This window comes from Caballeronia sp. LjRoot34 (assembly GCF_964253815.1).
In the GTDB taxonomy this organism is placed as follows: Bacteria; Pseudomonadota; Gammaproteobacteria; order Burkholderiales; family Burkholderiaceae; genus Caballeronia.
This window is the reverse complement of record NZ_CAXUSB020000003.1, coordinates 1,467,268-1,489,612: the sequence shown is the minus strand read 5'-3', so window position 1 is coordinate 1,489,612 and position 22,345 is coordinate 1,467,268. Positions and strand designations below refer to the sequence as shown.

General features: G+C 61.1%; 17 protein-coding genes. 13 read left to right on the top strand and 4 right to left on the bottom strand.

Annotation, left to right across the window (positions count from 1 at the left end; all coding sequences use genetic code 11):
- Positions 1 to 303: 303 nt before the first annotated feature.
- The gene (locus ACSQ36_RS37590; protein WP_436181324.1) at positions 304 to 1,434 is read right to left on the bottom strand and encodes an IS110 family transposase; all 1,131 of its coding nucleotides are present in this window, start codon (positions 1,432 to 1,434) and stop codon (positions 304 to 306) included.
- Between the two features lie 1,105 nt (positions 1,435 to 2,539).
- Here ACSQ36_RS37590 and ACSQ36_RS37585 point away from each other — a divergent pair.
- The 8 genes from ACSQ36_RS37585 to ACSQ36_RS37550 all read left to right on the top strand — a co-directional run bounded on the left by ACSQ36_RS37585 (position 2,540) and on the right by ACSQ36_RS37550 (position 12,283).
- The gene (locus ACSQ36_RS37585; protein WP_436186032.1) at positions 2,540 to 3,112 is read left to right on the top strand and encodes a carboxymuconolactone decarboxylase family protein; all 573 of its coding nucleotides are present in this window, start codon (positions 2,540 to 2,542) and stop codon (positions 3,110 to 3,112) included.
- On the top strand, positions 3,109 to 4,221 hold the full coding sequence (locus ACSQ36_RS37580) for an acyl-CoA dehydrogenase family protein (RefSeq protein ID WP_436186031.1): 1,113 nt from the start codon (positions 3,109 to 3,111) through the stop codon (positions 4,219 to 4,221). The genes ACSQ36_RS37585 and ACSQ36_RS37580 overlap by 4 nt, the downstream gene beginning before the upstream one ends.
- Positions 4,218 to 5,006 carry an ABC transporter ATP-binding protein gene (locus tag ACSQ36_RS37575; protein ID WP_436186030.1) on the top strand — a complete coding sequence of 263 codons (789 nt, stop codon included), beginning with the start codon at positions 4,218 to 4,220 and terminating at the stop codon, positions 5,004 to 5,006. Before ACSQ36_RS37580 ends, ACSQ36_RS37575 begins: the two co-directional genes overlap by 4 nt.
- 67 nt (positions 5,007 to 5,073) lie before the next feature.
- Positions 5,074 to 6,264 carry an ABC transporter substrate-binding protein gene (locus ACSQ36_RS37570; protein WP_436186029.1) on the top strand — a complete coding sequence of 397 codons (1,191 nt, stop codon included), beginning with the start codon at positions 5,074 to 5,076 and terminating at the stop codon, positions 6,262 to 6,264.
- Positions 6,257 to 7,090, top strand: coding sequence for an ABC transporter permease (locus ACSQ36_RS37565; RefSeq protein WP_436186028.1), 834 nt, complete (start codon positions 6,257 to 6,259; stop codon positions 7,088 to 7,090). The genes ACSQ36_RS37570 and ACSQ36_RS37565 overlap by 8 nt, the downstream gene beginning before the upstream one ends.
- Before the next feature lie 257 nt (positions 7,091 to 7,347).
- Entirely contained in the window at positions 7,348 to 8,700 is a 1,353-nt protein-coding gene (locus ACSQ36_RS37560) for a TAXI family TRAP transporter solute-binding subunit (RefSeq protein ID WP_436186027.1), read from the top strand.
- Positions 8,701 to 9,024: 324 nt separating this feature from the next.
- Entirely contained in the window at positions 9,025 to 10,440 is a 1,416-nt protein-coding gene (locus tag ACSQ36_RS37555; RefSeq protein ID WP_436186026.1) for a YeiH family protein, read from the top strand.
- 607 nt (positions 10,441 to 11,047) lie between these two features.
- A complete protein-coding gene (locus ACSQ36_RS37550) occupies positions 11,048 to 12,283 on the top strand; it encodes an acyl-CoA dehydrogenase family protein (protein ID WP_436186025.1) in 1,236 nt (411 codons plus the stop codon).
- Between the two features lie 117 nt (positions 12,284 to 12,400).
- Here ACSQ36_RS37550 and ACSQ36_RS37545 read toward each other — a convergent pair whose 3' ends face one another.
- Positions 12,401 to 13,312, bottom strand: a complete 912-nt coding sequence (locus ACSQ36_RS37545; RefSeq protein ID WP_436186024.1) for a LysR family transcriptional regulator — start codon at positions 13,310 to 13,312, stop codon at positions 12,401 to 12,403.
- Positions 13,313 to 13,428: 116 nt separating this feature from the next.
- On the opposite strand from ACSQ36_RS37545, the gene ACSQ36_RS37540 reads away from it, so the two are divergent.
- Both ACSQ36_RS37540 and ACSQ36_RS37535 read left to right on the top strand, forming a co-directional pair.
- Positions 13,429 to 14,070, top strand: coding sequence for a glutathione S-transferase family protein (locus ACSQ36_RS37540; protein WP_213765935.1), 642 nt, complete (start codon positions 13,429 to 13,431; stop codon positions 14,068 to 14,070).
- 6 nt (positions 14,071 to 14,076) lie between these two features.
- The gene (locus tag ACSQ36_RS37535) at positions 14,077 to 16,212 is read left to right on the top strand and encodes a 2Fe-2S iron-sulfur cluster-binding protein (RefSeq protein WP_436186023.1); all 2,136 of its coding nucleotides are present in this window, start codon (positions 14,077 to 14,079) and stop codon (positions 16,210 to 16,212) included.
- A gap of 216 nt (positions 16,213 to 16,428) precedes the next feature.
- On the opposite strand, the gene ACSQ36_RS37530 is transcribed toward ACSQ36_RS37535, so the two are convergent.
- A complete protein-coding gene (locus ACSQ36_RS37530; protein ID WP_436186465.1) occupies positions 16,429 to 17,322 on the bottom strand; it encodes an NAD(P)H-binding protein in 894 nt (297 codons plus the stop codon).
- 222 nt (positions 17,323 to 17,544) lie between these two features.
- On the opposite strand from ACSQ36_RS37530, the gene ACSQ36_RS37525 reads away from it, so the two are divergent.
- Complete coding sequence (locus ACSQ36_RS37525) at positions 17,545 to 18,492, top strand: helix-turn-helix domain-containing protein (RefSeq protein ID WP_436186022.1); 948 nt, start codon at positions 17,545 to 17,547, stop codon at positions 18,490 to 18,492.
- A gap of 161 nt (positions 18,493 to 18,653) precedes the next feature.
- On the opposite strand, the gene ACSQ36_RS37520 is transcribed toward ACSQ36_RS37525, so the two are convergent.
- Entirely contained in the window at positions 18,654 to 19,859 is a 1,206-nt protein-coding gene (locus ACSQ36_RS37520; RefSeq protein ID WP_436186021.1) for an MFS transporter, read from the bottom strand.
- A 129-nt stretch (positions 19,860 to 19,988) separates the two neighbouring features.
- On the opposite strand from ACSQ36_RS37520, the gene ACSQ36_RS37515 reads away from it, so the two are divergent.
- Positions 19,989 to 20,561 (top strand): TetR/AcrR family transcriptional regulator C-terminal ligand-binding domain-containing protein, encoded by a 573-nt coding sequence (locus ACSQ36_RS37515; protein WP_436186020.1) that lies wholly within the window; start codon positions 19,989 to 19,991, stop codon positions 20,559 to 20,561.
- Positions 20,562 to 20,788: 227 nt separating this feature from the next.
- Entirely contained in the window at positions 20,789 to 22,099 is a 1,311-nt protein-coding gene (locus ACSQ36_RS37510; RefSeq protein ID WP_436186019.1) for a UDP-N-acetylglucosamine 1-carboxyvinyltransferase, read from the top strand.
- Positions 22,100 to 22,345 lie beyond the last annotated feature (246 nt).

The following is a 22,345-nucleotide window of genomic DNA, read 5'->3' as shown; positions in this document are numbered from 1 at the left end:
CGTCATTTCTGATATGACTTTCCGTGTCAACAGGTGTTTTTAGCTGTGGTCATCTTTTCTCTTCCTACAATTTCCTGAGGGCGGCGTAGCAGTAACACTCGACGGTGAATCAATCTGATATTCGCGGGTTGGTTACCGCATTACAGTGATCCGTCTCGTGAGCCTGCCGCTAACTTTGTGCGCAAGTCGGCGTGAACCGTTGATAAGCCGTTGCAAAGAAATGCCGCGGGTAACTCTGATGCCGGGCTACGCCGCCTTCAGGAAACTGCCTTTTCGATGATTGCAAAACTGTTTTTTGCTGGTTTAGACAGCCGCTCTGGACTTGTTGATCGCCTGCTCCATGCCCAGACGGGCGATGTCCCAGATAAACCCGGCGAGTTCGCGAGCGATCGCGACGACCGCCACGTTTTTGAGTTTGCCCTTCGCCACCATTCTTCTAAAGCGCCCACACAGACGCAACTGCGCGTCCCAGGCGCGATCGATAATCACCTTGGGCACGCCCTCATGACGCTGCTGAATTTCGGGACTCACGCGGGCCGTATGCCGATAACTCCAGGCGGCCTCGATCAGCAACTTTCGCGCAAGCGAATTGCCCGTCTTGGTGATGCTGCCCTGGCGCCGGCTGCCCCCCGACGAGTATTCTGAAGGCGTTATGCCCAGCCACGCCATCAACTGCCGAGGATGGGCAAAGCGCGTCACATCGACGATCTCCGAGAGCAAGCCAACGGCGGTGGTGAACTTGATGCCGCGCATGGTTTGCAGGGCGAGCACGGCGGGATAAAAGCGCCACTGCGGCACCGCTTCGCGCAAGGCCGACTCAAGCCGCTCGCACTGCGTAAACCGGTCTTCGATCGCGCGGCGCAACTCGGTGAAGGCGAGGTCCTGCCATGCGTTGCCGAACGAGAACTTGCTGATCCAGCGTCGATGCGCCGGCCCCCAGTTCGCCGTGCCCGCGTATCGCACGGCGTGGGCGAGCAGGAACGATTTTAACGCTTGGCGGGCGCGTTTGAGGGCATCGCGCGTACTGGCCCAGACACGCGCAAGATCGCGAAACGCTTCGTCTTCGACGGTGGGCACATGCACTGCGCTGAGGTCGCCCGCGCGCAGTGAGCGCACGAGCTTGAGCGCGTCGCGGCGGTCGGTCTTCACGCGATCGCCGGCTTTGCGCGGGATCAGCGAGGGGGCGCACACCATGCACTCGAAGCCTTTGGCAGCGAGGCGGCGCTGCAGGTCATAGCCCAGAGGACCGGCTTCATAAACGATTTTTACGTGGCGAGCCTTGGATTGAAGCTTTTTGCATAACTGATCAATATCGCGAGAGCGCGTGCCGATCTTGCCGAGCACTTCGACTTCGCCGCTGCCCAGCGCGTAGGCAACTGTAATCGAGTCTTTGTGAACATCCAGTCCGACAAATAACGTGATATCGTTTTGCATGCTGGCCTCCGTGTTGGAAACAAAACCTATGAGTGACGGGTTCGCCCTCACTGTTACGGCTCTGGCGCTATGCTAACCCGCGTGTTTTAGCTCTGTCACGGGGGCCAGCCCTTACTGCTCACGGAAGTCATACTAACTTTGTCCAAAGCGACAAAGAAACGAAGCAAAGAAAACGCTTTCAAACCACGCTACCCTAAGTGTCCACAGCGTGCAGTTTCTATTCATAGGTGCCCCAAAAGCACGGTGCTCGCCAGAGCGGAGGATGTGTGAAACCCTCCTTCTCCGAACACCGATACCCACACGCTTCGCCACCAGTGATTGAATCTGCCCGAGGAGCACCCCGCGCTATCCGCGGATAACCTCCCTCCAATGTGGACGCGCCTCGGACCTCGTCGCCAACCTACCAAGTAATATAGCCCCAAAATATGTAAGACCGAACCGACGAAAATAGCCGTGTAAGCACGCAGTCAGTTCACCAAAAACTGAAGCACTAAACACGCATCGAGCTGCTAGGCATCAAGCTCTGATCCACGAAGACAACCGCGTAGACCAAGCCGCTAACCCCGGCAAGAAACGAAGCATGCAGAACGCGTGAGGCCGTGCTCGTCCCTTGGCAACGCGTGCTTGCCCGAGAGCGTTGGGGGCGAAGCGTGTTCGTGTCAGGATTCGCGAGAAGGAGGGGTTCACACATCCGTGGTTCTGGCGAGCACCGTGCTTTTGGGGCACCTATGAATCAAAACTGCACGCTGTGGACACTTAGGGTAGCGTGGTTGAAAGCGTTTTCTTTGCTTCGTTTCTTTGTCGCTTTGGACAAAGAAATGACGTGCCGCCACGCACAGTGGCTAATAGTGATAAAGAGAAAATCCGACTCTCGCAGACCACCACGGCCGAAAGCACCAACCCGGCACTGACCCCGACCACTAACCCCAAAAGCACCACCCCAGCATAGACCCCGACCACCAACCCCAGAACCTGACAACCCCGTCCACCGGCGCGAGCAAAAAAACCTGAGACGAATAAGCATCAATCCCAGACGCACGCGCATTGCCGAAAGCACTCGGCCCAGTGACAATAGACAATACCCCTTCGACTACGAGGAACCGTCATGAGCCGTCTGCCGTTGCAAACCATTGAAAGCGCACCTGAAGCGAGCCGCCCTTACCTTGAGAAGGCGTTGGCGAACAACGGCTTCTTGCCCAATCTGGTGGCATCGCTTGCGAACGCGCCCACCGCGCTTGAAACCTACCTGACTGTGGCAGGTATCAACGCCCGTAGCGGCCTGACACTCGCCGAGCGCGAAACCGTTCAAATCACGGCCGCCGCTATCCATGGCTGTGGTTTTTGCGTTGCCGGACACACGGCGGTCGCATTGAAGAAGGCACAATTGGACGCGCCGGTAGTGGACTCAATCCGCGACCAGCAACCAATCAACGATGCCCGCCTCAACGCAATTGCCGTCTTCACGCGTGCCGTGATCGCAGCGCGCGGCGGGGTATCGGATGAAGAACTGAACACCTTCCGCGCAGCCGGCTTCACCGACGCCAACGCGCTCGAAGTCGTGCTCGGCGTCAGCCTCGCCACCTTGTGCAACTTCTCCAACAACCTCTCGCAAAACGAACTCAATCCGGAACTGGCTGCTTACCGGTGGGAACCCAAAGCGAAGGCACACGCCGCATGACAACCTCTGCGATGCGACCAGTCACGAGCGAACTTGAAGCGTGGCTCGACACGCATGCTGAAGCTATCGACACAGAGCAAGACCTTGCTTCCGAGATCCTGCCGCGGCTCGGTCGCGCAGGTCTGTTCCGTACCGGTGTGCCGGCGCATCTTGGCGGCACGGGCGGCGTGATTGGAGACGCAATCGAGGCGGTCGCGAAGGTGGCCGAACAATCGCTTGCGGCGGCATTCGTGTTCTGGGGACAACGCACTTTCATCGAATATCTGCTGCAAAGTCCGAACGAGACGTTGCGCACCCGTTGGCTCGACCGGCTGCTGAGCGGTGATCTCGCGGGCGCAACGGGGCTGTCGAACGCGATGAAATATTTGTCGAACATCGAACCGTTGCAGATGAAAGCGCACTTGCTCGATCACGCCGGCGAGCATGATCGATGGACGCTCGACGGCAGCTTGCCGTGGATCACCAACCTGCGTCCGGAAGGTTTCATCGCCGCAGCGGCATTCGATCACGCATCAGAAGACGACAACACACCGCCCTCCATCTTCGCTATCCCGCACAATGCCCCAGGCGTTACGCGTAGCGTTGACCTTGACCTGATCGCGTTGCGTTCGAGCAATACGGCGGCTCTACGCGTGGAAGACGCGGTACTGGACGACACGTTCCGCATCACGGCCGACGCACCCGCCTGGCTCGCACGCGTGCGCTCGGGTTTCCTCGGCCTTCAGTGCGGTATGTCTATCGGCCTTGCACGTCGTTGCCTTGCAGCAGTTGGCGAAACGAGCGCGATATCGCGCGCCGCCGTAGAGGACGAAGCCGCGCAGTTGGCGCGCGAACTCGACGACCTCACGCATCGGCTGAAAGAAGGCGTGCGCAACGGCACGTTTGTCTCCACGCCTGCCGCGTTGTTCGAGATCCGCATCGCATTGGCGGCAGTGGTAGAGGCCTCTGTCGGGCTCGAAGTTCAAGTGACCGGAGGCCGCGGTTATTTGCGCGGTCAGACCGGCACCGCGCGCCGCATGCGCGAGGCGGCCTTCGTGCCTATCGTCACGCCGAGTCTCGTGCAGCTTAAAAACCAGCTTGCATTGCATCGCAAGGCGCACACCGCATGAACCAGTCAATGGTGACGCATCGGCCGCTCGTTGAAGCGCGCGGCGTTGGTCTGACCTATCCCGGACGCGCCGTGCTGCAAAGGGTGAACTTGAGCGTTCAGTCCGGCGAGCTGGTGTCGGTGCTGGGACCCAGCGGGTCGGGCAAATCGACCTTGCTGCGCATTCTTGCCGGACTGCTGAAGCCGACGTCGGGGCAGATTCTCGTCGATGGCGCGCCGCTCGACGGGCCTCGTCCCGACGTCGCGCTGGCGTTCCAGGACCCATGCCTGCTGCCGTGGTTATCGGTTGAACGCAACGTGGGGTTCGGCCTGGGTTTCTCGCGGCAACCGGCACTCTCGCGGGCGCAACGGCGCGAGCGCGTGAGCGCGGCGCTCGATGAAGTGGGCCTGGCTCATGCGCGTACCTACATGCCACGCCAGTTATCCGGCGGCATGGCGCAGCGCACGGCCCTCGCCCGTTGCCTGACGCGCCAGCCTCGCACGCTACTACTCGATGAACCCTTCGGCGCACTCGATGAAGTCACGCGCGCCGACATGCAGCGCCTGCTCGTCAAGGTCGTGCAGGACACGCACGCGGGCACGGTCCTCGTGACTCACGATATAGACGAGGCGTTGCTTGTGTCCGACCGGATCGTGCTGCTGGGCGCCCAGGGTTCATTGATCGCGCAATGGCACGTGAGCGTGCCCGCGCCGCGCGCTGCCGCAGTGCAGGCGCTGGGCGCATTGCGCATCGAGATTCTTCAGGCACTGCAAGATGCGATGTCGCGCGAGAGGACGATCGCTTAAAGCGCCCTGAAAGCAGGGTCGGCACGCCGCTTCACTTTCCAACAATGCAGCAAACGCAGGATCACAAATGTGCCAGCTTCCGATGTCCCGCCGCGAGTGGTTGAAACTCGCCTCCCTGTTCACCGTCGCGGGCGCTGCGCCTTTGCTCGGCTCGCTGAACGCGCGTGCGGCGAATGAACCCGATGCGCCGGTGCGAATCGGTTACCTGCCTATCACCGACGCCACCCCACTGCTCGTCGCGCACAATAACGGCTACTTCGAGGCGGCTGGTGTGTCCGCCGAGAAACCCACGCTCCTGCGTAGCTGGGCGCAACTGGTTGAAGCGTTCCTCTCGGGTCAGGTCAACGTCGTCCACCTGCTTTCTCCGATGACCGTCTGGGCGCGCTACGGCAGTCAGGCACCGGCGAAGGTCGTCGCGTGGAATCACGTGAACGGGTCCGGTATTACGGTGGCGCCGGGTATCGGCAAACTCGGGGACCTCGGCGGCAAGACGGTGGCGGTGCCCTTCTGGTACTCCATCCACAACGTCGTGCTGCAGGACATGTTGCGCTCGCAAGGGCTCGTTCCGGTGCTCAAGAAAACCTCCGCACCGAAGCCGAACGAAGTGAACCTGATCGTGATGTCGCCGTCCGATATGCCACCCGCGCTGGCGGCCGGACAGATTGCCGGGTTTATCGTCGCCGAGCCGTTTAACGCGGCCGCCGAAGGGCTCAATATTGGCAAGGTGCTGCGCTTTACCGGCGATGTCTGGAAGAACCATGCGTGCTGCGTGGTGTTCATGCACGAGCAGGACCTGACCGGGCGCGCGGCGTGGTCGCAGAAGGTCGTGGACGCCATTGTCAAGGCGCAGGTCTGGACCCGCGAGCATCCGGCGGAAGCGGCGCAGCTTCTTTCGAAGGAAGGCAAGAACCACTACACGCCGCATACGTCCCAAGTGCTGACACGCGTGCTCGCGCCGCCGCCCGGCGACGAGGGCCGTTACCTCGCCGATCGGGCCATCGTCCATGCGGACTGGCATGAGAAACGTATCGACTTCCAGCCGTATCCGTACCCGAGCTATACCGAAGAACTCGTGCGCCGCATGAAGACCACGCAGGTTGAAGGCAACGCGCAGTTTCTCGCCAAACTCGATCCGGCGTTCGTGGCGCGCGATCTCGTCGACGACCGGTTCGTCCGGAACAGTATTGCGGCAGTTGGCGGCATGAAGACCTTCGGCCTGCCCGACGGATTCACGCGTTCGGAGAGCATCGTTGTCTAGCCTGCCCTCTTCGCGCGAACAGGCCGCCGCCGGGACCAGCAGCCCGCCACGCGGCCGGTCATGGTTCGGGCGCACCTGGCCGGGGCTCGCGGGTATCGTGGCTGTGGTGGCGCTCTGGTGGCTCGTGCTGACGCTCGTGGCCGGGCCGAATAGCCTCGCCGCCCAGTTCCTGCCCACACGCGCCCTTGCCGCGCTGCCCTCGCTTGTGACGGACGACCGGTTGTTCGAGCACATTGTCACGAGCTTGCGGCGGATTGCCGTCGGTCTGGCGTGGGCGCTGCTGATCGGTGTGCCGCTCGGATTCCTGATCGGCCGCCTGCGCTGGCTCGATGCGGCGTTGTCGCCCACGCTTCAGTTCCTGCGCATGATTTCGCCGCTTTCATGGATGCCAATTGCGGTGATGTCGCTCGGCGTGGGCGATCGGGCCGTGTACTTCCTGTTGACCTTCGCCGCGCTGTGGCCGCTAGTGATGAGCACCGCCGCCGGTGTTGCGCAGATCGACCGGCGCTGGCTGCAACTGGGTGAAAGCCTGGCGGCAACACGCTTTGAAATGCTGTGGCATGTGTACGTGCCGGGCATTGCCGTCCATGTTCTGACCGGCGTGCGCTTGTCCATCGGCATCTTGTGGATCGTGCTCGTGCCGGCGGAAATGCTGGGCGTGAGCGCGGGGCTGGGCTACCTCGTTCTCGATACCCGCGACCGGCTGGCCTACTCCGAATTGACAGCGGTGATCCTGGTGATCGGCGCGCTGGGATTCCTGCTGGACTATGCTGCGCGGCTCGCCTACCGGCGCTTCGGCGCGGGACGGCTTGACGGCGAAGATTAATCGTCGTCCGCGCGCCGGCTCAGTCCGGCGCTCCTCTCATTCGTTCGAACACCCAACGCCTGACAGCGCCAGGCGTTTCCCCCTCGACGCCCGGGTTCCCCTATAAACTCTGCAACGGGTCAGGTTTGCCCCGGCGAGCGTGTCCTGCGGGTATGCTGCGGGTATTCTTTGAGGCACAGACTTTGCTCCAGTTGAGCGCTGCCTGACTACGGCTTGATGTCATTCCTAAAAGTGTGAGGCTTTTCCCACGGGGTCTCATGAAACAACATCGCCCGCATTCGCCGCGTTTTCCGCACGACCACTCTCATGTGGCCTGGCGCGATCTTTCGCTGACGTCGGCACCCTTCGCGCTGTTTTTTATCGTCGTGATCGGGCTGATCGTGTGGCTGGCGGACCCTGCTCCGCCAAGAACCATCACGATCAGCGCAGGTCCCGTGGACAGTGCGCTCCTGCATACCGCCGACGAATACAAAAAAATCCTGGCGCGCAATGGCGTCACCCTCAAGGTGCTCCAATCCGACGGTTCGGTGCAGAACCTGCAACGACTGATGGACCCCAAGAGCCATGTCGATCTTGCACTGGTCCAAGGGGGCGTGTCAGATGCGGCGGCCAGGTCGTCACTCATGTCGCTCGGGAGCGTGTTTTATGTTCCACTCGTGGTGTTTTATCGCGGCAAGGGGCTAACGCAGTTGTCGGACCTGGAGGGCAAGAAGATCGCGATAGGCCGCGAGGGCAGCGGCACTCGCCGGCTGTCGCTCGCCCTGCTCGAGGCGAACGGCGTAGCCCCGGGCGGCGACACTCAACTCGTGCCGCTCGACGGCATGGACGCGGCAAAGCAACTAGTCGCAGGCACCGTTGATGCGGCGATGCTCAACGGCGACTCGACCACGCGCGGACTGATGCTGAGGTTGCTTGGCATACCGGGCATTTCAGTGATGGATTTCGCGGAAGCAAGCGCCTATACGCGGCTCTTTCCGTATCTGGACGAAATCGACCTGCCGCCAGGCGTGCTCGATCTCCGCCGAAAGATACCTCCGCAGACTTTGCATCTGATCGGCCCGACCGTCGAGATTCTCGCGCGGCAAAACTTGCACCCGGCCATATCGGATCTGGTCATTGAAGCGGCCCAGGAGGTCCACGGAATGCCGGGGCTGCTGCAAAACGCCGGGCAATTTCCCAGTCCGATCGCCCGCGAATACCCAATCAGCGAAGAGGCCACGCGCTACTACAAATCGGGGAAGAGTTTCCTCTACCGCATCTTGCCCTTCTGGCTCGCGAGCATTGCAGACCGGATACTTGTACTGCTGCTGCCCGTCGCTGTGCTGCTGATCCCGGCCTTGAGGCTGATCCCGGCGTTGTATGCGTGGCGCGTGAGATCGCGGATCTATCGATATTACGGCGCGCTGATCGCAATAGAACGCAGTGCGTTGACCAGCTCGACGGAAGAAGAGCGAAAGGCGCTCGTAGCGGAACTCGATCAGATCGAGGAATCACTGAATACCTTGCGTATGCCGCTCGCGCATGCAGACGCTTTTTATGTGCTTCGCGAACACGTCGGATTCGTGCGTGCGCACCTGAGCGAAGCATCGCGGCAAAAAGTGCATGGGTAGGGTTCGGGTCTCGTTCCCGCCGGGGATGGCCGGCGGCTTCTGTCGGAGAAGGGTCGGAGAACGAAGCACCCTCCCTAATACACAATTTCGGCTTTAGAAATAGCGAATCGATATTGGCGCGAGTGACCCGCGCCTGCCAATAATCCAATCGTGGAATTCCATGCATCGCGGCGCGCAACGGATCGGAACGGAACCGCTATCGCAGCGCAGCAATCCGGCGAACCTCCACGGACCACGCAAATACCTTCAGTCTCCATGCCGGTGGACGTAGCGAGTACCGTCCGGACTCGCACGCACCGGCTTTATAACAATTTCGGGGCGATGATGAGCGACACAAACACAACCACACCAGCTTACGAAGCCGAACACCGGCCCGACCGGTCCAGCAGCGGCCCCTTTAAAACCGAAGATTGGTGGGCAGTCTGGATCGGCCTGGCAATCATCGTGATCGCGTACTTGCTGTTTGCATCAGGCACGAGCATCAAGTGGCTGGCAGTCGCGCCCGCCAAGTGGTCAAGCGGTGCCCAGGCGGCAACTGACCTGGGAAGTCACCTCCCGAACTACATCGCACTCTTTATCGTCTTCGCCATCCTGTTCGGCGTCGCGGTCGCGGCGCTCGGGCAGCGGGTTGCGCAGTTCGTGCCGGGCTTTCTTGTCGTGTTCGTGGTTTCAACGCTGATTTTCGTCGCCGGGGCCTGGACCAGTTCATCGACGTACAACCTCGAACCGCCGCTGATCGCACTCGCGCTCGGCCTGATTGTCTCGAACCTGACGCGGCTTCCGGCATGGCTCGTGCCTGCGTTGCGCGTCGAGTTCTATATCAAGGTCGGTATCGTGTTGCTCGGCGCCACGCTGCCCTTCACGCTGCTCGTGTGGGCCGGACCCGTTGCAGTCGGACAGGCGACCGTCGTGTCGCTGGTCACCTTTTTTGTCATCTTCCTGGTCGGCCGCGCACTCGGACTGGACAAGCGTTTTGCGGCTGTGCTCGGCGTCGGCGGCGCTGTGTGCGGCGTGTCGGCGGCTATCGCCATTGCGGGGGCGGTGCGGGCAAAGCGCGAACAAGCATCGGTGGCCATTACGCTCGTCGTGGTCTGGGCAATTGTGATGGTGTTTGCGCTGCCATTCGTGTCGCGTGCGCTCGGCTTGCCGACCGGGGTGGCTGGTGCGTGGATCGGGACATCGGAATTCGCGGATGCCGCCGGTATTGCCGCCGCGCAGGCATACGGCGATCTGGCGAAGCATGCCGGAAGCGCGATTGCCGGCGCGCCTGAAGCGTCGCTGCAAGCCTTCACGCTGATGAAGGTAGTCGGGCGCGACATCTGGATCGGCATCTGGGCATTTGTGCTCGCAATTGTCGCTACCACGCGCTGGGATCGCGACGAACCCGGCGCCGTCAAGACGCAAACGACCGCGCGGGAAATCTGGACGCGCTTTCCCAAGTTTGTGATCGGCTTCCTGATCGCGTCGGCACTGGTTACGTGGATCGGCAGCCATTACACCCTGACTGAATACCGGAGCGTCGTGACGCCCGCCTTCGTCGCGCCGATCACCGCGCTGCGCACCTGGGCGTTCACCTTCTGTTTCCTGAGCATCGGCCTGACTACGAGGCTCGGCAGCCTGTCCGCGACGGGTGCGAAGCCTTTCATCGCTTTCACAGCGGGTGTTGCCGTGAACGTGGTGATTGGCTACCTGCTCTCGGTGCATGTATTCGGGGCGTATTGGGCCTCGCTCGGACAATGAAGATGAACGGCGCCGCCAGGCTTTTTGGCGCAGGGGCTCCCCGCTCGGTCTGCGCCGCTTGCCGGCATTGCGAACAAGACCGGCACGTACTCGAATCAATGATTCCCGGGTTGACGTCGTTCAGCTCGGGATTCGGAGCGAGTGTGGGAGAGACACGGCTTTGCCGGCGCCACGATCAGTTGATATCACCGGGCGATTCGTGCAGCGAATTCGAGGCCGTGCGCGAGGGCCATGACGCCGTCACGGCCCTTTGAAACTCATCCTTTCTGTACACAAGGCGGTTCTGTCGCTGAAAGGTTACTGAGTCGATTAATCAATATATGCTAAGCATTACCTATTAAATAATCGAGTAGAACCGCTTTTTCAGTGAAGACCAGGAGTTGGCTACTTTCCTATGACGGCCGGACAGAGCAGCAACGTAACTCAATGCTAAAACAGTGGTATCGCCGCAATGCTGTTGGGCAGTGTCTGCGATGCGTACGGAGCCGATAAACATTGTGCAAAACGATCTAACACGGGTGGGGTTGATGGGCTAGATTGAGAAACCTGCGCGCTCAAGCCAGCATTACCTTCGACTCAGTATCAACATGACCCGGGGATCTTACGCATGACACAACTTCCGCCTGTCGCGCTATCAGTTGGAGCGGATTACGAAAGTGTCGCCGGCCGCTTCAGGCCGATTTTCGAACGCATTGCCGCAGGCGCGGTCGAGCGCGACCAACTCAGGACCCTGCCCTATGATCAGATTGCCGAGCTTAAGCAAGCAGGCTTCGGTGCACTGCGCGTGCCGGTATCGCATGGTGGTGCAGGCGTCTCCGTCAAACAACTGTTCCGCTTGCTGATCGAACTCGGTGCCGCCGATTCGAATCTTCCCCAGGCATTGCGTGGCCACTTTGCTTTCGTCGAGGACCTGGTCAATGCCCCGCCAAGCGCCGAACGCGACCAGTGGTTTGCACGTTTCGTGCGCGGCGACCTGTTTGGCAATGCATGGACGGAAGTTGGCAACGTCGCGCTGGGCAGCGTCATCACCAAGGTAGCGAAGCAAGGCGATCGCTGGGTCTTGAATGGCGAGAAGTACTACAGCACGGGCAGCATTTTCGCGGACTGGATCGATGTCTATGCGCGGCGCGCTGAAGACGACAGCGACGTGATTGTCGCGGTGGCCGCGAAGCAGCCGGGCGTGACGTTAAGCGACGACTGGGACGGTTTCGGTCAGCGCACCACGGGCAGCGGCACCACGGTGTTCAAGGACGCAGTGGTCGAGCAGGGTCATATCATCGACTTCTCGCGGCGCTTTAAATATCAGACCGCGTTCTATCAACTGTTCCATCTGGCGACGCTGGCCGGCATCGCGCGAGCGGCTGAACTCGATGCAGCCGCCGAAGTGCGTGCGCGCAAGCGCATCTATAGCCACGGCAATGCGCCGCATGTCAGCCAGGACGTTCAGATTCAGCAAGTGGTCGGGGAAATCGCGGCGTGGGCGTATGCCGCGGAGGCGATCGCGTTGCGTGCGACGGAGCCGGCGCAGCGGGCCTATGAAGCACATTTTGCCGATGACATCGACGCGGAAAAACGCTTCAATATCGAGGCTGAAATAGAGTCGGCGAAAGGACAGATCGTTGTGACGGAACTTGCGTTGCGCGCCTCGACCCATCTTTTCGATGCGCTGGGTGCATCGGCCATTGGCGGCGGCAAGGCGCTTGATCGACATTGGCGCAATGCCCGCGCGGTCTCGTCGCATAACCCGATCGTGTACAAGGCGAAACTCGTTGGCGACTGGTCGATCAACCAGAAAGAACCCATCTACGCCTGGAAGATCGGGGCAGGACCGGGAGCGGTTTAAGCGCCAGAACGCTTACGAAAATGTGCTGTCCCTCTCGCAACAGATTAATACTCGGGCGCGAGATCGCGCTTTCTGGTTCGACGCGTAGTGAACGCAACCGGCACACGGCATATCGGCCTACCCGCCATTCATCTCGAGATGAGCCTTGAGCGCATCAATAAACACACGCACCTTCGGCACCGGATAACGTGCCGACGGAAAAATCGCGTGAATCCCCGCGGGCGGCGATGACCACGCCGGCAGCAAGCGCACCAGCCGTCCCGCTGCAACGTCCTCTCCGATCGAGAAATTCGTCAGGTACGCCACGCCGCCGCCGGCCAATGTTGCTGCGCGACAGATAGGCGCGGTGTCGGCGAGCAATCCTGAACTGAAGCGCACAGTCCGCTTCCCGCCGCGCGTGCTTTCGAGCGGTGCAACCAGCGGCTTCGGTAAAGCGGACATGCCGACGAACGGCAACTTGGCAACCGCTTCGAGTGTGGTCGGCTTGCCCCAGCGGGCGACAAACGCCGGACTTGCGACAAGCCATTTGACGAAGCCGCCGATCTTCACCGCGCGATGACTCGAGTCCGCCAGCCGCCCGAGCCGGATCGCGACATCGACTGCTTCTGCGACCAGATCCACCTGACGGTCAGCCGACACGAGTTCAACCTTGAGTTCCGGATGGCGTTGCTGCAGCGCGACGAGCATGGGCGCCACCACGCTCGCTCCATAGTCGATAGGCGTCGCAACGCGCAGCGTTCCCCGCAACACCCCCGAGTCCTGCGCCAGTGCGGAAATGGCCTCTTCGGTCGCGCTCAGGATCTGCCGGCTCGCATCATAGAACGTCCTGCCCGCCTCGGTCACGCTGACCCGGCGCGTGGTGCGCATGAGCAGGGTCGCCCCGACCTCGGCCTCGAGACGCTGCATGTGCGTACTGACCATGGTCTTCGCGATACCAAGACGGTCGGCCGCGGCCGTCAGCGAACCTGCCTCGACTACTGCCGCAAAAACCACCAGCCGGTTGAGGTTAACAGCGCTCAGGCTCGTCATGGGATTGTCCACTTTAAGAGGATTGTCTAACCATCATTATCCGTCTTCTCATGCCCTGTGCGGCGCACTATGCTCGCTCTATCGAAACATTGGTTCAAACCCTTTCAGAGTCCATCATGCCCAAGCCGCTCCAACCGATACGCCTTCATACCACCCTGCTGTCCGGACACGGGCATCGGGCAAAGCTTTTCCTGACGCTGCTCGATCTGCCGTTCACAACGATCGAGCTCAACATGAAAGCCGGCGATAACCGCAAGCCGGCGCACCTGGCACTCAATCCGTTCGGTGAAGTACCGGTGATCGAAGATGGCGATATTGTCGTGACCGATTCCAACGCGATCCTGGTCTATCTCGCACGCAAATACGGCGACCCGTCGTGGCTGCCGGAAGACCCCGTAGGTGCGGCGGCGGTACAACGGTGGCTGTCGCTGGCGGCGGGAAAGATTGCGTATGGCCCCTGTGCCGCGCGTCTGGTCACGGTATTCGGCGCGCCGAAGGATTACGCGACAGCCAAGCAGATGGCGGAAGATCTCTTCGCGATCATCGATCCCGAGTTTCGCGACAAACCGTTCGCGGTCGGGCAGACGCCGACCATCGCGGACATCGCCGCCTATTCGTACATTGCGCATGCACCCGAAGGCGGCATCTCGCTCGAACCGTTCCCGCATTTGCGCGCGTGGTTGAAGCGCATCGAGGCGCTGCCGCGTTTCCTGCCAATGCCCGTGACCAAGGCCGGCCTGCTTGCCGAGACCACGTAACACTCCATGCTGCACACGCTTCTCTCCGATACCGAGAACATCATGTCCTCTCCCGCACCCGCTCCTGTTGCCGCGCCGCCTTCGGGCTGGCGGGCCATGGAATCGCCGTTCCATGCCAGTGAACTCGCCGCACAGGAACGGGCGGGCGTGCGCGAACGGATGGACGTCGACGCACGTCGCGGGATTCGCGACTACATGCCTGAGCAACACCGCCTGTTCTTTGCGGAACAGCCGTTCATGGTGCTCGGTGGAGTCGATGAAACGGGACAACCATGGGCCACGCTGCGGGTCGGTGCGCCGGGTTTTATCTCGACGCCGGATGAACGCACGTTGCGGATAGCCGGGCGAACTCTGGCAGGCGATCCGCTTGGCCGTACGTGGCAGGTTGGATCGGTCGTGGGCGGACTCGGCATTCAGCCCGCTACTCGGCGGCGCAATCGTGTGAACGGCGTCATTACCGCCATCGACGACCAAGCCATCACCATTGCGGTAAGCCAGAGCTTCGGCAATTGTGCGAAGTACATCCAGAGCCGTACGCCTGTCGAATTTAATGCGGGAGAAGGGTCGTCGGAAGCGCCGCTTGTTTCAAATCGTCTGAACGATGCTGACCGGGCGCTGCTTGCGCGGGCGGATACGTTCTTCGTCGCCAGCGCGAACACATCGAGCGAAGCAGGGATGGGACGTGGCGCCGACGCGTCGCATCGTGGGGGCAAGCCGGGGTTTATTCGCATCGACGATGACAACACGCTGACTACGCCCGATTTCAGCGGCAATCTGTTTTTCAATACCATCGGCAACCTGATGCACGATCCGCGCGCGGGGTTGCTGGTGATCGACTTCGACACCGGCGATTTGCTGTATCTGGCCGTGGATGCCGAGATCATTTGGGAGGGTCCGGAACTCGATTCCTTCGATGGCGCCGAGCGCTTGATCCGCTGGCACGTGCGTGAGGTGCGTCGCACTCCGCGTGCGTTGCCCATGCGCTGGTCGGGCGTGCAATACGCCCCGCAACTTGTGAAAACCGGTAGCTGGAAAGAGGTGGAGATTACGCCGGCAGCCGTGGGGGCGTGGCGCAAGTTAAAGGTCTACAAGGTTAGCGACGAGGCTCCCGGCATGCGGTCGTTCTATTTTCAAGCCGCTGATGGATCGACGCATGCGGCATACGAACCCGGGCAGTTCCTGCCGATCAGGTTGCACGTTCCAGGACTCGCAGCACCGTTGATCAGAACCTATACCCTCTCCAATGCCCACGATGGCCGGTACTATCGGATCACGGTAAAACGCGAGGGTGCGGCGTCGACGTGGCTGCATGAGAACGTCGCGGCAGGAATGGAGATCGAGGCGAAGGCGCCCGGCGGGGCTTTCGTACTTGACCGTACGAGTGGCCGCGCGGTGGTGCTGCTGTCTGCCGGCATTGGCATTACGCCAATGGTCGCGATGCTGAACAGCTTGCTCGCAGACACGAGCGGGCGCGCACAACCCGAGCACATTCATTTTATCCATGGTGCTCGCCGGTCGGAGGAACGTCCGTTCGCTGAAGAACTCAGGGGTGCTGAGCAAGCGCACTCGCATCTTTCGGTGCATCTTCGCGAGAGCCAGGCTGATGTCGTTCCCGGAGCGAACTCATCCGCCGGACGGGTTGATATTGCATATCTCAAGAGCGTGTTGCCGTTTGGTGATTACGACTTTTACCTCTGCGGCCCCGCCGCGTTCATGCAGGATATGTACAGCGGCTTACGCTCGCTCAACATTGCCGACGACAGGATTCGCTTTGAGGCTTTCGGACCGGCGAGTGTCAAGCGGACAGAAAGTGCTGCACCGGCATCGACGGTAGCGAAGCCTGTTGCGCCTCGTGACCCTGAGCGGTCATCGAAGGTAGTTTTCATGCGTACGCATCGCGACGCACAATGGTCGCAAGAAGACGGAAGCCTGCTGGATTTTGCAGAGGCCAACGGAGTAACGGTTGCGTCGAATTGCCGGTCCGGAGTATGTGGCACGTGCGCGACGCGCGTGTTGTCTGGGGACGTGACATATCCCGTGGCGTGCGAGGGGGAAATCCCGGCGGGACATGCGTTGATTTGCAGCGCCATACCCGCGAGGATGGGTTCGGGTGAAGAGTCAGCCGTCGTACTGGACCTGTGAGGACAGCGTACTGGTCTCGGACAATCAGAAGAAAATAAAATCGTCGTTGCTGTCGGGTAGAGCGCTTAATATGCGTTGAAACTGATAGCCGCCAACCACCCCGGCAAGCCCGATGATGATCGCAAGCCACGTGCGCTTAGTACGGCGTGCGCGACTTGCGGATACCGTTGGCGAATGCGCGGAGTGCGTCGCTTGCTGCTGTGTCGGGCGGCGCATTCAGCTAGCCACCGCTGCGGCGTCAGGCAGCATCGAAGCCAGCACCTCGGTAAATTCGGTCGTCCCGAAACGCTGCTCGCCTATTCCCTCTTCCACATCGATGCGGCCCGCGTTGTGCGTTTCGTAGAGGTCGATAATGAGCTGTGCATGATCCGCGCCAAGGCCGGCGCGCTGCAGCATGGCCGGCCATTCGTTGCGCGGCACTTCATAGGCGCTGATTTCACGCCTGCTTGCATCGCTCAGTGCGCGGGCGACATCGAGCGCACAGACTCGCCGCGGACCTTCAATGCTGACCACACGCGACCCACTCCCGCGCGACTCGTCCAGCAGCAGTTCTGCCGCTAACAGGCCCACGTCCTGTGCCGCCACCATTGGAAAGCGCTTGCTCGACGGATGATGCAGGCTCGGCAACTTACTGGTCGCCAGCGCCACAGGTATCACGCGCGCCCAGTTCTGCATATGTTCCGCCGCGCGCAACAATGTCAGGTTTTGAACCGCTGTTTGCAACTGCTTTTCAAGGGCATGAAAGAGCAAGGTGATGCCCGTGCCGTGGTCCAGTTCCGCGCCATAGTCGGACAGCGCGAGTACATGCCGTGGCGGATTGGCGCGCAAGGCATCGGATGCCACGTCAATCATGCGACGCATCGTGCTGCCGGGATGTGCGTCACCCACTGGGACCGGACACAGGATCTGTACTGCGTCCGCGCCCTCTATTGCTCTTGCGACCGATGCCGGGTTCATCAAATCGGCAAGCACGATCTCGCAGCCCATCCGCGCAAGATGCTCGCCCTGAGATTCGTTTCGTACCACGGCCCTGACCGCATGACCCGCATTGCGAAGCGATGCAGCGCTCACGCGCCCTACTTTGCCTGATGCTCCGAATATCACGAACACATTCGACTCCTTGTTGGCCTGGATGTCGTCATCGTAGGGAGGTTGAACGTTGCGGGCGCGCAGGGAAGGATCGACATGCGCAGATACGGATGATTGTTTTTGCGGCACTGCTGCGAGACGGCCGGGTCAGGCCATAACACCCATAACGCTCGCGACGGCATCGAGCAAATTGGCGCAAAACCCAGCACAATAGTCGCTTGCCGACCTCTGCGAGGACCTGCCATGAATGCCGTGACACCATTGCCCATGCCGCTTTCAGGCTCCCGCGTTAATTTGCGCTCCAGCAGCGGTCGAGGCTGGAACGGCTTCGGTGCGGCGCTGCTCGGAATTTCGGCGGGCATGCACAGGATTCCGGCCATGCCGCATCACCGCGTCGGGGTGCATGTCGGCCCGCCTGTGATGGCGCGCTGCATGTGCGAGCAACGTCGCTACGCACGTGTTCAGGCGCATGGTGACGCCGACGTGATCCCCGCAGGACTCGAAGGCCAATGGGCCGACGAGTCGGACTGTACGATCCTCAGCATCTGGATCAGCGAGTCGTTCACGCGCAAGACGCTTGAGCAGCTCGAACTGAAATCAGGCATTGCCGGGATTCGTCCGCAACTCCAGATGCGCGATCCGCGTTTTCAGCATCTGGCGTGGGCGCTGCAGGCGGAACTCGAAGCCGGCGACGTGTCCGATCCGCTCTTTGCAGAAAGCCTTTGCACAGCGATGGTAGTCCGGCTGGCCGACACCGGCGGCGGCATCGCCACACTCGAAGGCCGTAGGCGGACGTTGGCGCCGCGAACGGCTACAAGCGTGATCGACTTCATAGAAAGCAATCTGGATCAGCGCCTGACGCTCGACGAACTCGCCGCGTTGGCCCAGCTTAGCGTGCCGCATTTCAAGGTGCTGTTTCGCGAAACGCTCGGCATGCCGGTGCATCGATACGTCGTGCAGCGACGCGTCGAACGCGCGAAGGCGTTGCTGTTGCAAGGCAAGCTTAGTACCAGCCAGGTGGCGCTGGAAACGGGGTTTTCTCATCAGAGCCACATGGCGCACTGGATGAACCGGCTGCTTGGCCTTACGCCGCGCGAGATCGCAAAAGACGCTAGGCAGACGCTCCAACTCGCTGGTCCAACTCTGGCGAGTACAGCGAATGCAACGCATAAGGCACCTCTTTCACGTTGAATCGATGACCGGCATTTCAGGAACTTCGCTTGGGCCTCCACGTCCGGGCGATCAACCGATTACGGTTCGTGGGCACTGACGTTCAACTATGTATGTACCAAGTCAGTTTTTCCGCAGCTATGTGGCATGGGGATGCTTAATCACGTTCCATGCCATGGTCCTCACCCGCCAACCATCCGCCGTCCCCTTCCCCACCCGCTGGCAACAACGGTCATCCCCGCCAGCGCCACTAGCGTCATGCCGTACACATCGGTGGTCAGACGCAACCCGACGACATGGGCCATCGTCCCTGCAACAATCGCCGGCACGCTGAACGCCAGATAACTCAGCACGTAGAACGCTGCCATCAGCCCCGCGCGTTCGTGCGGTTCAGCCAGCGGCAAGACCGAGCGCAATGCGCCTTGAAACGCCGAGCCAAAGCCCATGCCGGCCATGACAGTGCCGGCAAAAAAGATCCATGCATTGTCTGCATGCACTCCCGCCAGCGTCACCAACAATCCGGCTGCAAGCACCACGGCGCCCGTCATCAGCAACCGGGGCGTGCTCAACGCGCGCAACAGCAGCACGGCGGCTAAACCGCCACCCGTCAATGCAAACACGACCCAGCCGCCCGTCATGACGTCGTCGTTGCCTGTCACAGCGCGGGCAAGCGTTGGCCCTAGCGACAGATAGAACCCGCCCAACGCCCATAGCGCGACGTTGACCGGTGCGATGCGCAACATCGCCGCCCGCGCCGCACGGGGCACGCGCACGCGCGGCAGCAGCGAAGCCAGCGTACCCGGGCTGCGGCTCACCGTCTCCGGCAGCATCCACACGGCCACCGCCTGAAGCACGAACGCCGCGATCAGCAAGAAGTAGACACTCTGCATGGGCGCGGGCGCATAGTCGATCAGCAAGCTCGTGCCAAGCGCGCCCACCCCCATGCCAAGCATCGGCGAAAGCGTGTTGACCAGCGAACCGCGCGTACGGCTTGCGTCGAGAATCGCGGCACCCAGCGCGCTCGTGGCCGTACCGGTTGCAAAGCCCTGAAGGACACGCGCCAGGATCAGCATCTGGACGCTGTGGGCATCGGCGAAAATCAGCATTGCCACGACCTCAAGCACTACCCCGCCGATAATCGCCGGACGCCGGCCGATGTGATCGGAGAGCGACCCGGTCGTCAGCAGCGCAACCAGCAGGCTGAATGCGTAGACGCCGAATACCAGTGTCAGCGTCGCCGAGGAGAACCCCCATGCCTCCTGATACAGCCGATAAAGCGGCGTCGGCGCACTCGATGCGGCAAAAAACATTGCCGCGATAAACCCGTAAAGGGGCAGCGCGTAACGTGTCCTGTCGTGAGTAAAACGCGGGGCATTATCGATGGCCATTGCACACTCCGGAAAATAAACGCAAAATAATTGCTTTAGCGGATTGTGCGCGTTATTTTTCGTTAATGCAATTTTTTAGCTTTAACGGGTTTCATCGATACAAGCGAACACGGTGGAGAGGGAAAGGCAATGGCAGCAAGAGAAGGGTTGCGACCCGGTGGACGTAGCGCGCGGGTGCAGGAGTCCGTGCACCACGCAGTCAAGACGTTGCTGGACGAAATGCCGCGCGAGGAACTGACGGTGCCGCAGGTCGCGGCGCGCGCCGGGGTGACGCCGTCCACGATCTACCGGCGTTGGGGCGACCTGCCGACCCTGCTCGCCGATGTCGCCCTGCAGCGTTTTCATCCGGATAACGGCCCGGCCGACACGGGCTCGCTGCGCAGCGATCTGGAAACATGGGCGCAGGGATATCAGGAGGAGATGTCGTCGGCGCCCGGCCGTGCCATGACGCGCGATGTACTGGCAAGCAACGATGCCCGCAGCCCCGCCTGCCAGTGCGCGGCCATCACGCGCTCGCAGATCCGGATGATCCTGGACCGGGCGGTCGAACGAGGCGAAACACCGCCCGATATCAATAACGTAATGGATAACGTCGTTGCTCCGCTCATCTATCGTCTACTTTTCGACGATGCCCCGATCGACCCGGCATTCGCCCGAACCCGTATGGCAATGTTGCTGGCCCCGAAACGCAAAGCGCCTTGAATCACAAGCTATGAAGCAGGCCGGTTTGTGCATTTTCAGGAGCCCTTTGCATTTCGATCATGACGCGCCAGACCTGTGTTCGAAGCGGCTGGCAAGTCGATAAGGGTCTCGGCGAATCACGGTACAAGGCTGGTACCGGCGTTATGCAAATTAGCAACACCATCGCCCGTGGGCATCACACGGTGGCATCATTATTCCCTCGCTTCTTCCACGAGCCTCTTGCGAACATGTCGAATCTGATCGTCCATGGCGGCGTCCCCCTACGCGGGGAAATCACGCCGTCCGCCAATAAAAACGCTGTCCTCCCTATCCTTTGCGCCACGCTGCTGACCGATCAGCCGCTGCGTCTCATCGGCGTACCTGAAATCACCGACGTCAAGAAGATCCTCGATATTTTCCGTACGCTCGGCAGCAACGTGTCGATGGACTTTTCCACCGGCATCCTCGACCTGCATCATCACGCAACGACCTTCGATCCCGTCGCGCATCATTTGCCCGAGGAGATGCGCTCGTCCATCATGCTGGTGCCGCCTTTGCTCGCGCGTTTCGGCGTGGCGCGACTGGAAAACGACGTCAAGGGCTGCACGCTGGGGGTCCGCGAAATCGATCCGCATGTCGAGGTATTCGAACGCTTTGGCGCACAGATCGAACGCACGACCGACTCGCTCATCGTGCGGACCGCTTCAACCGCCAAGCAGATGACCGCGAATCATCACTGGCTGGACTATGCCTCGGTCACGACCACCGAAAACTTCGCGCTCTGCGCGGCAGCGGCGAACGGTACGTCGACGCTGGTCAACGCGGCATCGGAACCGCACGTGCAGGAGTTTTGCCGTTTCCTCGCGCTGCTCGGTGTACCAATCGATGGCATCGGCACGTCACGTTTGAGCGTCACGGGCGGCCGCAAGTTGAGCGGTGGCGAGTTCCGTTTCAGCGAGGACTTCCACGAAATAGCGACCTTCCTCGCGCTCGGTGCGATCACCGGTGGCGACATCGCGGTGAGGAATACGGCACCCGACCAGTTTCCGCTGATCGATCGGACCTTCGCGAAGTTCGGTGTGACCGTGGAGCATCGGGACGGCTGGTCGCGCGCGTTCCAGGACGGTCCATTGCGTGTGCGCCGGCCGTTCACGCAGAACATTCTCACCAAGGTGGAAGCCGCGCCCTGGCCTTATCTGCCAGTTGACCTGCTGCCCATCTTCATTGCGCTCGGCGTGAAAGCCGAAGGCAGCGCCATGTTCTGGAACAAGGTCTACGACGGCGCGATGGGATGGTCGGTTGAACTATCGAAGTTCGGCGCGCATGTGTTCCTGTCCGACCCGCATCGGCTGATCACGTTCGGCGGCCTGCCCTTGAGTCCTGCGAAAGTGGAGAGCCCGTACATCATTCGCGTGGCGATTGCGTTGCTGATGGTTGCGGCGAGCATTAAGGGGCGTTCGGAAATCATCAATGCGCTGCCGATCCGCCGTGCGCATCCGCGCTTCGTGGAAAACCTGCGCTCGGTCGGCGCGGACGTGGAGTGGACCAGCAGCGAATGAAGTCAGAGGTGAATACGCGTCGCGGGTGGTAGCCGCGGCGCGAGAAAGCGCAAGAAAACCCGAACCGTGCCGGCAGCAATCAAACATCCGTCGGCACGGCTTTGCGTGCATCATGCGTGCTTCAATAACCGAGCAATAAAAGAGCGCGCTTGGGCAGTGCCCTGATCATCCGGCGCGCCAGCACCGCGCGCAATACCCACAAAGATTACAAACGGGAACCCGCAAAAGCCGCAGTAGAAAACTTCG